Genomic DNA, 12867 nt, shown 5'->3' on the forward strand with positions numbered 1-12867 from the left:
TTTTTTATAGGGAAAGATTCACAATCACCGGGAAATGGTCTGATGGATACAAAAGATTTTCTCTTCTGTCATTGATGTGTCTGTGGGATTTTATCTTAAAGCCTTTTGTAAAAATATAATCAATTCTGTCTTTCGGGACTTCATTGACATTGAAGCCTGTGAAAGTTCCTACCGGTCCATAATGCTTTGTTTCGGAATGGTAAAACGTATCTTTCATATTCTGGGAAAGGATTTTAATTGGTTCAGAGTCATCTGTCAGGTTAAAATCTCCGCTCAGGGCCACCGGAAGGTTCTTTGGATTCAATTCTTTGATCTTTTTCAGGATCAGTTCGGAAGATTTTACTCTTGCTACATTTCCTACGTGATCGAAATGAAGGTTCATCGCCAGAAATTCCTTTTTTGATTTTTTATCTTTAAATACGGCATAGGTACAGATTCTGTTCAATGCAGCGTCCCATCCTTTGGAAGGTTTCTCAGGAGTTTCCGACAACCAGAACGTCCCTGATTTTACGATTTCAAGTTTATTAGTATCATAAAAAATAGCAGAAAACTCGCCTTTTTCTTTACCATCATCTCTTCCTACTCCTATGTAGTCATAGTTCTTTAAACCTGTTTTAATATCCTTCATCTGTTCCGGAAGCGCTTCCTGTACTCCGAAATAATCGGGGTGATAATAGGTCAGCAAATCTGCAACATCCTGTTTTCTATTCGGCCATGCATTGTCTTTATCGGATTCAACATTCAGTCTGATATTGAAACTCATTACGGTAAGGTCCTGTGAAAATCCTAATACAAAAAACATCAGGAACACCATTGAAAATCTTAAATTCATATGTTATTTTATCAGTAAGAGACAAAAATAAAGCTTCTCTGTGACAGAAAAGCTTTATTGATATGATTATATTGTTAAATTATCTTTTTCTTCTTCTATAGATATAAAATAGTCCTGAAATTCGGCTTCTGAAACAGGTATACTGCTTTCAAGTTTTACCACCCCAATGGTTGTATAATGAGCAGCCAGCCTGATCTTTTTATTTTTGAGAAGAGCTTCAAGCTTTTTAAAATTTATATCTTTCTTTAAAACAGCGAGATAAGTAATCATAGGTATACCTGTATTAATCCGTTTCCTATATCTCTGTATTTTATGCCTTCAATAGGCCTTGCTTTGTTTTCTATAAGCTCCCAGATTTCTTTTGCTGATTTATCGGGAAATTGTTCTATATACAAAGCTGCAAGTCCGGAAACATGTGGTGCGGCCATACTGGTACCGCTCATTGTATAGTAAAAGTTCTTTTTGTTCTTTGCGTTTTTAGGATAGGCGCTGATAATATCTACACCGGGTGCACAGACATTAATATTTCCTCCTGTAGACGGATTAATTCCTGCATTTGAAAACCGGGCAATCTTCATTTGTCCGTCAATAGCTCCTACAGCCATGATTGATTTTGAATTGGCCGGCATTGAAACAGGCTGTGGAATCTGCGGTCTGTTGCTGTCATTTCCTGCAGCCGCTATAATAAGGCAGTTATTTTCCAGCGCTCTTTCTCCAATCGTTTCAAAAAGTACGGAAGGCTGGTCATCAAGTTTTATCGGGGAAGCCAACGATAGCGATAATATTCTGAATTTCTTCGTAATCGCCCAGTCTATGGCATCAATCACGCTGCTGGTAGTTCCTCTACCGTTATCTGCGAGTACTTTTGCAATTTTCAGATTGCAGTCTCTGGCAATTCCGTAACGTCTTCCGGTATCGGATCTCGTATTTCCTGTGGCAACTCCGGCGCAGTGTGTACCATGACCGTTGGGATCTCTGTTCCAGTCTTCACCATTGATGAATGATTTTCCTTCAATTTCTTCAGAAGAAAAATCAGGATGGGAAGTTTCAAGTCCTGTATCAAGAATGCAGACATCAATACCTTTTCCTGTATAGTGAGTGTTTTCCAGCCCAATCGCTTTTAATCCCCATTCCATTTCAACGAATGATTTTTGAGGTAAAGGTTTGCTGGTTATGTATTTTTCAAGTTCTGAAATTTTTTCTGTGAGTCCGGCAGACTGTTTTTTAAGCTCATTAATCAGCTGTAGTTCATCCGCAGGAAAAAACTCCCGTTCTTTTTCGTAATAAACGATAGAATTCGATTCGTTTTTCACGGCACTTCTCAATTGATCTTCATCCATATTATCCACCACAAGAATGCCCAGATTTTTGTAAAGCACACCGTTATCCTGATCAATAATTTCATAGGAACGATTTTCTTTGGAAAGAAGCTCTGAGGAAGTAATGCTCACCTCCAGTTCTTTCTCTATTTTTTTGAGTGCGGTCTTCTGCTGATCTTTCAGCAAAACGATATATCTTCCGGTTTCCATAATGATCTTTTTTTAAATTAATTTCAGAAATACTTTTTCCAGAATGATGAAAATATCTTCCGGAATGATCGTCAGTCTTAGCTTTTTATTAATTCCCGATATGGCCGTATTCTGTTCGACCAGTGAATTCCAGAAGCTTTCAATTTTGGGAACGGTATTCATTTCTTTCAGTTTTTCATCATCTAAAATTCCATTCTGGTATAAGGAAACAATGATTCCTGAAATAAGTTCTTCTGCATCATCCAGTTTTTTATTTTCCTTCGCATAGATTTCCATCAGAATATCATACATACTTTCCATCCCGTTGAATGAAAATCCTCCGAGAATCTCTCGTCTTCCGTTAATTATTTTCTCCATTTTTATAGGATTAAAACCTCTTTTAACGGTTGAAATCATATTCATAATCTTCAAAACCTCAGATTCGTGGCTAGTATTTCCTTTTGTACGAAAATATTCCAGAGCCTCGTTGAGAAATACATCAAACCGGGCATCAAAGTCAAATGATTTTGCCAGGTATAAACCCTGAACTTCATTGAAATGCTCCAGAAGTTCTTTGATTTTCTGTACGGTGTAGTGAATAAGTTCCTGCATTACTCAAAAGTTATCTGTTCTATTTCATTACCGTCTTTATCTTTATAGGATACAATCCTGATTCCCTCTTCCTCCATTTCTACATGAAGATTGATAAACAGCTTATCTTTATCTTCCGCTGCGCTTGTATTGGGATCTATGTAAATATTGTTCAGTTTTGCATTTACCAATGTATATTTATTCAGTAAAACCTTTGAGAAAATCTCTTTCAACTCATCAGTTTCTTCTTCAGTAGTCCCTTCCTGAGGTCTGAAGATTCCCGAATTAAGAATTTTGATTTTGTTTCGGAGATCCAGTTTCAGCACTTCATTGGCCGGAAGTTTACCGAATTTTTGATCACTTTTTTCCAGTTTACTGAACAAAGTCTTGAATTCTTCAGTCTGGATCTGTCTTTTAGTAATTTCAGAAATATTAAGCTTTTTCTCTTTATTCACCAGACGGATTCTCTCGTTCATTTCTGTAACAAACTGATCCTGATTTAGTTTAAAATTATATTTAGGAGCTGAATCTATATCCGTAATTTTGATCGGAATATCCATCTTTACACTGGGCAGTGCATATCTCGGAACCTTAAAGTATTTAAGGTATTCATGACGGGCATATTCTTTTGCAATAAGAACCGCATTTTCGTCTGCTTTTTTACGAGCCTGAATTATCTCGTTGTTGAGATAATCCAGGTAGTCTGATAATTTTATCATCTTTCGTAAAATAGATTATTGTGAAAGAAGTCCAAGTACCTTTTCAAGTCCGGCAGGCATTTCGTCATTGGTTGCACGTACTTTTACTCCAAGAGAGTATTCTTTTTCCACTTTGATTCCTGTGCTGGATGTTCTTTTATAAGACACATCCACTTTGAATTTTACAGGTCCCCATCCTCCGGATACTCCTGCATTGATTCCAAATTCGTCACTTACGTCTTTAGTGTATGTTGAATTAAGCTTAACATTGAAATCTACTTCACAGGTTTCAATTCTGAAACTTGGAACATTCAGCAATGCTATGAAAGGAACGGTAAGTTCTACCGGATCAGGAATTGTTTTAGGATTGGTATTATCTACCGGCTTATCTGGATCAAAATCCGGGTTGGGAATATTTTTGGTGTATTTGAATTCTGCCATTCTCAGTTTTTTCGCGCTATTCGGGTTGTTGGGATCCGTAAGCTCAAAACCGACTTCATTGATGAAATTAACGGTGGCAATAGAAGCGTTAGACTGCGCTTTTACACAGGCATCCAAAGGTCCGCCAATAATAGTAGCAAAGTCAATACTTCCCAATTCTGCAGCGAAATCTGCACTGGCAGCATCTGAAGTTTTGAAGATTTCTTCATCGGCAGCCATTTTACCGGCAATCAATTTCATAATTTCTAAAGATGCACCGGAAAAAGATTTTTCCCACTTCTCATCATAATTCTTTTTGAAGTCTTCTACGATACCTAATAGTTCTTTGTTCGTTAATGCACTCAATTCTGAAGTCTCAATTCCTGATACTTTTTCATAGACTGCAGGGGTAAGAACTTTTTCTACTCCTGATAAAAGGTCGATTAACTCATTTTTTGTTTTTTTGGCGTGGCTTGCTTCAAGCACCGATTTTAATGTTTCCATGTTGTTTTGTTTTTGATTAATATGGTGAGACAAAAGTAGATCACTGATGCCCAAAAGATTGTAGGGAAACACCTTTACTTGCCCCGGAAAAACACCCTAAAAATAAAAAGCCTGAACTTACGATTGTAAGCTCAGGCCTTTGTAACAGGTATATTTTACAGATATATGCAGCAGAATTTCTATTCTGGCTTTTTGCTGTTGTTTTCCGGATTAATATCAGGAACTACAGAATTTGGATCAAGTTTCACCTCATCAATTTCCTTATTAGAATCTACCTTAAATGTCCATTCTGAATTTCTTTTCCAAACCTCAACAGGAATTTTCACGGTTTGTGCCGTTCCATCTTTGAATTTCAATTGTACAGTGGTAGGCATTGGCAGCTGGCCAAGGTTTTCAACAGTAATCTGAACTCCGTTTTTAAAATCATCGTTGATATATTTTACATTTTTAACGGCCTGATCAATTTTCCATTTATTCAGGAACCATCCTCTCCAGAACCAGTTCAGCTCTTCCCCGGAAACGTTTTCCATCGTGTGGAAGAAATCCCATGGTGTAGGATGTTTAAAGGCCCATCGATCTATATAAGTTCTGAATGCTTTGTCAAATTTTTCAGGTCCGAGGATCGTTTCTCTTAAAACCGCTAATCCTGTTCCCGGTTTATAGTACGCCAAAGCACCGATACTTCTTTCTTTCATATTATCCGGTCCTACCATCACAGGTTCCAGATTGTCAGTCATCAGATACATCCCTGTTCTTGCAAGATTGGGTTTGCTATAATATTCTCCTTTATTGAAAGCTTCGGTGGAAAGACCATTAATGAACGTATTGAATCCTTCATCCATCCATGCGAACAGTCTTTCATTAGATCCCACAATCATAGGAAACCAGTTGTGTCCGAACTCGTGATCTGTAACTCCCCAAAGGTCTTCTCCCTTGGAATCCATATGGCAGAACACAATTCCCGGATACTCCATTCCACCTTCATTTCCTGCCACATTGGTAGCTGCGGGATAAGTATATTCATACCATTTTTTTGAATAATGTTCTATGGCTGCTTTTGTATATTCTGTAGATCTTCCCCATGCTTTTTCCCCAGCACTCTCTGCAGGATACGCTGAAATAGCTAAAGATTTCTTTCCACTAGGCAAATCAATTTTTGCTGCATCTAAAATAAATCCGGCAGATGATGCCCAAGCAAAATCTCTTGTCTGCTTAATTTTAAATTTCCAGGTTTTCGTACCTGAAGTTTTATTTTTACCAATTTCAGACTCAGGGTGGATCATTACTGTTTTATCACTGTTTCTTGCCTGGCTCCATCTGTTGATTTCCTCTTTACTGTAGACTTCCTTTTCATTCAGAAGCTCTCCGGATGCTACCACATAATGATTAGCAGGAACGGTAATATTAGCTGTAATATCCCCGTATTCTAAATAAAACTCCGAAGCTCCTAGGTATGGAAGGGTATTCCATCCCAAAACATCATCATACACACACATTCTCGGATACCATTGTGCCATGGTAAAGATTTTACCATTTTTAGTGTCCTGTATTCCCATCCGGTCTGAACCATACTCAGGAGAAACAAAAGAATATTCAATTTCTATTTTTGCAACTCCTCCATTGGCTTTCAGTTCCTTTGGAAGATCAATCTGCATTCTTGTATCTGTAATGGTATATTTTACTTCTCTTTTCCCATCAAGCTTGATGGATTTAATTTTGTATCCGCCATTAAACTCTTCACCATGAGCTCCGTTTCTACTTCCTGAAAGCGGAACTACCCCGTTTCCTCTGGAATCTTTCGCAAAAAGGTTCTGATCAAGCTGCAGCCAAAGAAAACCTAGCTTATCCGGACTGTTATTGGTATAGGTAATCTCCGCAGTACCGGTAATTTCTTTTTTATCTTCATTCAGGCTGACATTCAAATGATAATCTGCTGAATTCTGCCAATACGCATGTCCCGGCTGTCCACTTGCAGAACGGGTTGCTGTACCTGTCTGCGGATAGAAAAACGGTTTGAATGCTTCTACATAATCATATTTCGGTTTTTCCTGTGCGTATACAGATCCTGAAAACAGCAACACTGCAACGGTGGAAACAAGGGTTGGAAGTTTAAAATTCATTTGAAAAATTATTACTTAGTACATAGGTAAAAAAACTCCCGGAATTGTTACACATCCGGGAGCCTTTTTTTATTTAAGTTTAATTAATTTGATTTTTTTGATTTAATCATTGCTTCCAAAGCATCCCACATTTCACTTGGGATTGCTTCAAGCATATTAAATTCTCCGGCACCCTGAAGCCATTCCCCTCCATCAATGGTTACTACTTCCCCATTCATATATGCTGAATAATCAGAAACCAGGTAAGCGGCAAGATTGGCAAGCTCCTGATGCTCTCCTACTCTTCTCAACGGAACTTTTTTCTTCATATCAAATTTTTCCTGAAGGTCTCCCGGAAGAAGTCTGTCCCAAGCTCCTTTTGTAGGGAAAGGTCCCGGAGCAATGGCATTGAAACGGATTCCATATTTTGCCCATTCTACAGCCAGAGATCTTGTCATTGCCAAAACGCCTGCCTTTGCACAAGCTGACGGAACTACATAGGCAGAACCTGTCCATGCATAGGTTGTAACGATATTCAGAACCGTTCCTGGAGTTTTAGAATCTATCCAGTGTTTTCCTACAGAAAGTGTACAGTTTTTTGTTCCTTTTAAAACGATATCCAAAATAGAGTCAAAAGCGGAGTGAGTCAGTTTTTCTGTTGGAGAGATAAAGTTTCCGGCAGCATTGTTCAATAAAATATCAATCTTACCGAATTCTTTTAAGGCTGCATATTTCATCGCTTCTACCTCATCCCAGTTTCTTACATCGCAAGCCACACAAAGAACTTTACCACCTGTTTCATCTTCCAGTTCCTTAGCTGTTGTTTGTAATTTTTCCAGATTTCTGGAAGTAATCACTACCTTGGCACCCAGTTCAAGAAAGTATTTAGTCATCGCTTTTCCAAGTCCGCTTCCGCCTCCTGTTACAATTGCTACTTTATCTTTTAGTGCACCTTCGCGCAGCATAGGTTGTGTATATAGATTCATAAAATATTTTTTCTTAAAAATAATAAATATTGAATTGCTATCCTTGAAAATAGGTCGATAAATAATGCTATAAATAATTATTCTCTATAGAGAAGCTGTCCAAACTTTTATATAGATGGTTTTTAGGCACTAAAGTTTTAAACATTTAAGTTTACGTAGAGCCAAGCTTTGCATAAAAGTACTCCTAAGTTTGTAAAGTTTAGACAACCTTATCATTAAAAATCAACTATTTGAAAAGAAAATAGCCTGATAACAATTACCAGGCTATTTTTTATTTGTTAAAACGATATATTAAGAAGCAACTACTCCTTTGAATGAAAGCGTTTTAGGAGTTTTACTATCACTTGTTGTAACGTTTACAGTCTTCATAAACGGACCTGTTGCTGCTGCGTTATAGCTAGCTTCTACAAATCCTTTTTTCCCTGGCTGGATAGGTGTTTTTGTATAATCAGCTGTAGTACACCCACATGAAGGAGCTACATTTTGAATAATGATTGGTTGTGAACTTGTATTCGTAAATTCAAATCTGATCAATTTTGGTTTTCCCTGAGGGATATTTCCTACATCTATAGATTCTGATTTCCATTTAAGAGCATCTGCAACCATTTTTACAATGGAAGGAGCATCTGCAGTAATTACATTTGCATAAAACGGAGAGAATGCCAAAACGGCTAAAAGAGCTGTGATTTTTAATTTTTTCATGAGTATAAATTTTAATAGTTAGAAACTAATTATCTTTTTCGATATAACAAATGTAAAACAGACAATGATTACAACTTGTTAACTGCTGTCAAACATTTGTTAACGAGTTGTTAATAATAAAAGATAAATAGATATTTTTGGATAATATTGTTCAGGAAATGAAAATAAAAAAACTCAATATTATAATAACGCTGGGATTCGTAGCTATTATCGGAATTTTAATAGCTCAGCTGATGTGGACCCGCCAGGCTTATAATCTTGAAGATAAAAAGTTCAACCAAAAGGTAAATATTGCCTTAATGGAGGTTGCAGAGAAATTATCCGGAGGTAAAAATTCTTATATCGAAAGTCCTGTTCAGAATATTGCCAATGACTATTATGTGGTTAATATTAACAATGAATTTCATCCCGTAGTTCTTGAATATTATCTGAAAACAGAATTTACCCGGCTTCAGATCAACACAGATTACGTATATGCATTATATAACTGCCACAGTGATAAAATGGTGTACGGAAAGTATATGACTTCGCATCAGGAAAGCCCCAGTAACAAGATGATCAATTTTCCGAAGCACAAAAACCTCATCTATTACTTTTCTATCCGTTTTCCGGATAAAACCACTTACCTGATCAGTTCTTTAAGGTTCTGGTATGTTCTTACGTTTGCTCTTATTATCATTCTTCTGGTGTATGTTTATTCTATTTATACCATTATTCAACAGAAGAAATTTTCAGAACTGCAGCGTGATTTCATCAACAATATGACCCATGAGTTTAAAACGCCATTGTCTTCAATACTTTTGGCCTCAGAAGCACTCAATAAGCAGGATCTGGTGCAGGATAATTCCAAACTGCAGACGTATACTTCCATTATCATCAATCAAAGTCATAAGCTCAATAATCACATTGAGAAAATACTCAATATTGCTAAAAATGATGCCGCAGGGTTGTCATTAAAGCCTCAAAAAATTCTTTTACTTCCTTTTATTCAAGAAATTGCAGACAGTACACAGCATAAAAATAAAGACCTTAGCATCGAAATTGATATTGAAAACAGTACTTCAGTAATGGCTGATGAATTTCACTTTACAAATATCATTTACAACCTTTTAGATAATTCCATTAAGTATTGTGAAACAATGCCTGTTATTACAATTTCATCTTATAAAGATTCAAAAGGCTTATATTTAAAGTTTAAAGACAACGGAATGGGTATTCCTGTTAAAAATATTCCTCATATTTTTGAAAAATTTTACAGGGTACACACTAAACGAAGTGAAGAAGTGAATGGTTTTGGCCTGGGATTATTTTATGTAAAAAAAGTAGTTCAGCAGCATCACTGGAAAATTTCTGTGGAGAATAATGAAGAGAAAGGAATTACCACAACCCTCTTTTGTCCGTTTTCAAATTAATTATTTGTAAGTATGGAGAAATCTAAAATTTTATATGCCGAAGATGACAAAACAATAGCTTTCCTGGTTGAGGACAGTCTGGAAAGTTATTATGATATCAGCTGTTATTCTGATGGAGAATCTGCATTGGAAGCATTTAACAGTCAGGATTTCGATATATGTCTGCTGGATATTATGATGCCCGGCATAAACGGTTTTGAAGTAGCTGAACATATCCGCAGTAAAAATTCTGAGATCCCCATTATTTTTATTTCTGCCAAAGCCTTAAAAGAAGACAGAATCAAAGGGCTTAAAATAGGAGCTGATGATTATCTGGTAAAGCCATTCAGCATCGAAGAATTGATGTTGAAAATTGAAGTCTTCCTGAAACGCACCAAGAAAACAGATACTGCACCTCTAAAATATAAAGTGGGGAAATATAATTTTGATCCTAAAAACTATACGCTGCAAGGGATAGAAAACAGTATAACTCTTACACAAAGAGAATCTGACCTGCTTTTCTATTTCATTCGTCACAAAAACCTTGTAGTTAAAAGACAGGATATTCTGAAGGCCATCTGGGGTGATGATGATTATTTTATGGGCCGAAGTCTTGATGTATTTATTTCCAGATTACGAAAAGTACTGGCTGAGGAGCATCACATTTTAATAGAAAACCTCCATGGAATAGGATTCCGTTTTTCTGAAAAAGAATAAATAGTATTCAAACTTATCTAAAACACAACAGCAAATGATGATTTTAATTAATTTTAAACTTTGAAAAATTGTCATTAATGAAAAATTACAGACCCATTGTCTTTCTTTCTCTAGTATTTGTAAGCGCCAGCTTTAATGCCCAAAAATTTGAAAAATTAATACAATACGTCAATCCACTGATTGGAACTGAAAAGATGGGCCATACTTATCCTGGAGCTACAGTTCCTTTTGGTGCTGTACAGCTAAGTCCTGAAACAGATACTATTTCTTATGAACTTAACGGAAAATACAATGGTGAGGTTTATAAATACTGCGCCGGCTACCGCTATGAAGATAAAACCATTGTTGGTTTCAGCTCTACTCATTTCAGTGGAACAGGACATTCTGATCTCGGAGATTTCCTGATAATGCCTACTGTAGGAAAACTACAACTGAATCCCGGAACAGCAACAAATCCTAAAAACGGTTACAGAAGCAAGTTCTCTCATCAAAATGAAACTGCAGAGGCCGGATACTACAAAGTGAAACTGGATGATCACAATATTCTGGCAGAATTAACAGCAACGCCAAGAGTAGGAATTCACCGCTATACTTTTCCAAAATCTGACCAGTCTCGCATTATTCTGGATCTGATGGCTGGCATTTACAACTATGATGGAAAAAATGTATGGACATACGTTCGGGTAGAAAACGGAAATACCATCACTGGATATCGCCAGACTAATGGCTGGGCAAGAACAAGAACAGTCTACTTTGCTATGAAATTTTCAAAACCATTTAAATCTTATGGACAAAAAAACTATGATGAAAAGCAAGTCTACAAAGGATTTTGGAGAAAATTTGACCAGAACCAGAACTTTCCGGAAATCGCAGGGAAGAACCTGAAAATGTTTTTTGATTTTGATACTAATGAAAATGAAGCGATTGAAGTTAAGCTGGCCATTTCACCAGTAAGTCAGACCAACGCTTTGGAAAACCTTGAAAAAGAGGCCGGAAATCTGTCTTTTGATCAGGCTAAAACTCAAGCACAGAACAACTGGAATAAAGAATTAAATAAAATTGTCATCAAAGGTTCTGATACGGAAAAAACGAACTTCTATACAGCAATGTATCATACCTTTATCAATCCTACCACTTACATGGATGTCAATGGAGAATATAAAGGATTAGACCAAAATATTCATAAGGCAGAAGGCTTCACCAATTATACTACGTTCTCTTTATGGGACACTTACCGAACTCTTCATCCATTCTTTAATATTATCCAGCCCAAACGGAATGGTGATATGGTAAAATCAATGATGGCTCATTATAATCAGTTTTCTATGAAAATGCTGCCTATCTGGTCACATTATGCCAACGACAACTGGTGTATGAGCGGCTATCACAGTGTAAGCGTTGTTGCGGATGCCATTATTAAAGGAAATTATAAAGGAGATCCAGAAGAAGCCTTAAAAGCATGTATAGAAACGGCCAACAAAAGAAATTACGAAGGCATCGGACAGTATATTGATCTTGGTTACATTCCGGCTGAGAAAAGCGGAACTTCTGTTTCCAATACGCTAGAGTATGCCTATGATGATTGGGCTATTGCTCAACTGGCAAAACATTTGAACAAAACAGAAATCTACAATCAGTTTATCAAGAGATCTGAAAACTGGAAAAATAATTTTGATAAAACCATCGGATTTATGCGTCCGCGTTTGGCAGATGGAAGCTTTAAAAAAGATTTTGATGTGCTTAGCACCCATGGGCAAGGTTTTATTGAAGGAAATTCATGGAACTACAGTTTCTTTGTTCCGCAAAATCCTGATGAACTGATCAACCTAATGGGTGGAAAGAAAAAATTTGCATCAAAATTGGATGAACTGTTCACCATGCATTTGCCTGATGAATTCTTCGCCGATACTGAAGATATTACACGGGAAGGAATTATTGGTGGATATGTTCACGGAAATGAACCGGCTCACCATGTTGTTTATTTTTATAACTGGGCAGGGCAGCCATGGAAAGCACAGGCACAAATCCGCCGGATTCTGGAAATGCAGTATAAAGCAACACCAGATGGATTGGGAGGAAATGATGATGCGGGACAAATGAGTGCCTGGTATATCTTAAGCACATTAGGGTTTTATCCTGTAGCTCCCGGATCGGAAGATTATTCTATTGGAAGTCCTGCGATTGATAATGCCGTACTGAATCTGGAAAACGGAAAAACTTTTGAAATTGAAGCTATCAACCAAAGTCCGAAAAACGTGTATGTTCAAAAGGTTCTTTTGAATGGAAAAGAAATAAAAAACTTCACATTGAAGCATTCTGAGATTATGAATGGTGGGAAGCTTACATTTTATATGGGGAATAAGGCAAAAAAATAAATAATATATTCTCACAGATTGTTCTTATTTAGTAGATGCTGAAT

The 12867-nt window shown here is 36.8% G+C and carries 12 protein-coding genes; 3 read left to right on the forward strand and 9 right to left on the reverse strand.

What is annotated here, in order from left to right; translation table 11 throughout:
• Positions 1 to 4 precede the first annotated feature (4 nt).
• The 9 genes from GFU89_RS22470 to GFU89_RS22510 form a co-directional block, all read right to left on the reverse strand.
• The gene (locus tag GFU89_RS22470; protein WP_318849249.1) at positions 5 to 832 is read right to left on the reverse strand and encodes an endonuclease/exonuclease/phosphatase family protein; all 828 of its coding nucleotides are present in this window, start codon (positions 830 to 832) and stop codon (positions 5 to 7) included.
• Positions 833 to 898: 66 nt separating this feature from the next.
• The gene (locus GFU89_RS22475; protein ID WP_318849250.1) at positions 899 to 1102 is read right to left on the reverse strand and encodes a hypothetical protein; all 204 of its coding nucleotides are present in this window, start codon (positions 1100 to 1102) and stop codon (positions 899 to 901) included.
• Positions 1099 to 2361, reverse strand: a complete 1263-nt coding sequence (locus GFU89_RS22480) for a S8 family peptidase (RefSeq protein WP_318849251.1) — start codon at positions 2359 to 2361, stop codon at positions 1099 to 1101. The genes GFU89_RS22475 and GFU89_RS22480 overlap by 4 nt, the downstream gene beginning before the upstream one ends.
• Positions 2362 to 2373: 12 nt before the next feature.
• A complete protein-coding gene (locus tag GFU89_RS22485; RefSeq protein ID WP_318849252.1) occupies positions 2374 to 2952 on the reverse strand; it encodes a hypothetical protein in 579 nt (192 codons plus the stop codon).
• Positions 2952 to 3650 carry a hypothetical protein gene (locus GFU89_RS22490; RefSeq protein ID WP_318849253.1) on the reverse strand — a complete coding sequence of 233 codons (699 nt, stop codon included), beginning with the start codon at positions 3648 to 3650 and terminating at the stop codon, positions 2952 to 2954. Before GFU89_RS22490 ends, GFU89_RS22485 begins: the two co-directional genes overlap by 1 nt.
• Before the next feature lie 15 nt (positions 3651 to 3665).
• On the reverse strand, positions 3666 to 4553 hold the full coding sequence (locus GFU89_RS22495; RefSeq protein WP_318849254.1) for a DUF2589 domain-containing protein: 888 nt from the start codon (positions 4551 to 4553) through the stop codon (positions 3666 to 3668).
• Between the two features lie 179 nt (positions 4554 to 4732).
• Entirely contained in the window at positions 4733 to 6673 is a 1941-nt protein-coding gene (locus GFU89_RS22500; protein ID WP_318849255.1) for a M1 family metallopeptidase, read from the reverse strand.
• Positions 6674 to 6756: 83 nt separating this feature from the next.
• Positions 6757 to 7638: an SDR family oxidoreductase gene (locus GFU89_RS22505; protein ID WP_318849256.1), complete on the reverse strand. Its 882-nt coding sequence runs from the start codon at positions 7636 to 7638 to the stop codon at positions 6757 to 6759.
• 291 nt (positions 7639 to 7929) lie between these two features.
• A complete protein-coding gene (locus tag GFU89_RS22510; protein WP_318849257.1) occupies positions 7930 to 8340 on the reverse strand; it encodes a DUF1573 domain-containing protein in 411 nt (136 codons plus the stop codon).
• A 137-nt stretch (positions 8341 to 8477) separates the two neighbouring features.
• Here GFU89_RS22510 and GFU89_RS22515 point away from each other — a divergent pair, with 137 nt between their 5' ends.
• From GFU89_RS22515 to GFU89_RS22525, 3 genes are all read left to right on the forward strand, one after another.
• Complete coding sequence (locus tag GFU89_RS22515; protein ID WP_318849258.1) at positions 8478 to 9752, forward strand: HAMP domain-containing sensor histidine kinase; 1275 nt, start codon at positions 8478 to 8480, stop codon at positions 9750 to 9752.
• A gap of 12 nt (positions 9753 to 9764) precedes the next feature.
• Positions 9765 to 10448 (forward strand): response regulator transcription factor, encoded by a 684-nt coding sequence (locus GFU89_RS22520; RefSeq protein ID WP_318849259.1) that lies wholly within the window; start codon positions 9765 to 9767, stop codon positions 10446 to 10448.
• Between the two features lie 77 nt (positions 10449 to 10525).
• Positions 10526 to 12823: a GH92 family glycosyl hydrolase gene (locus tag GFU89_RS22525; RefSeq protein ID WP_318849260.1), complete on the forward strand. Its 2298-nt coding sequence runs from the start codon at positions 10526 to 10528 to the stop codon at positions 12821 to 12823.
• Positions 12824 to 12867: the final 44 nt, after the last annotated feature.

Origin of the sequence: Chryseobacterium sp. JV558 (assembly GCF_033712365.1) — a bacterium.
Classification (GTDB): Bacteria; Bacteroidota; Bacteroidia; order Flavobacteriales; family Weeksellaceae; genus Chryseobacterium.

What these genes read in the sequence shown, in the direction of transcription:
- GFU89_RS22510 (WP_318849257.1), bottom strand. Translation starts at nt 8,340, where the DNA reads ATGAAAAAATTAAAAATCACAGCTCTTTTAGCCGTTTTGGCATTCTCT.
- GFU89_RS22495 (WP_318849254.1), bottom strand. Translation starts at nt 4,553, where the DNA reads ATGGAAACATTAAAATCGGTGCTTGAAGCAAGCCACGCCAAAAAAACA.
- GFU89_RS22525 (WP_318849260.1), top strand. Translation starts at nt 10,526, where the DNA reads ATGAAAAATTACAGACCCATTGTCTTTCTTTCTCTAGTATTTGTAAGC.
- GFU89_RS22490 (WP_318849253.1), bottom strand. Translation starts at nt 3,650, where the DNA reads ATGATAAAATTATCAGACTACCTGGATTATCTCAACAACGAGATAATT.
- GFU89_RS22520 (WP_318849259.1), top strand. Translation starts at nt 9,765, where the DNA reads ATGGAGAAATCTAAAATTTTATATGCCGAAGATGACAAAACAATAGCT.
- GFU89_RS22480 (WP_318849251.1), bottom strand. Translation starts at nt 2,361, where the DNA reads ATGGAAACCGGAAGATATATCGTTTTGCTGAAAGATCAGCAGAAGACC.
- GFU89_RS22485 (WP_318849252.1), bottom strand. Translation starts at nt 2,952, where the DNA reads ATGCAGGAACTTATTCACTACACCGTACAGAAAATCAAAGAACTTCTG.
- GFU89_RS22500 (WP_318849255.1), bottom strand. Translation starts at nt 6,673, where the DNA reads ATGAATTTTAAACTTCCAACCCTTGTTTCCACCGTTGCAGTGTTGCTG.
- GFU89_RS22505 (WP_318849256.1), bottom strand. Translation starts at nt 7,638, where the DNA reads ATGAATCTATATACACAACCTATGCTGCGCGAAGGTGCACTAAAAGAT.
- GFU89_RS22470 (WP_318849249.1), bottom strand. Translation starts at nt 832, where the DNA reads ATGAATTTAAGATTTTCAATGGTGTTCCTGATGTTTTTTGTATTAGGA.
- GFU89_RS22475 (WP_318849250.1), bottom strand. Translation starts at nt 1,102, where the DNA reads ATGATTACTTATCTCGCTGTTTTAAAGAAAGATATAAATTTTAAAAAG.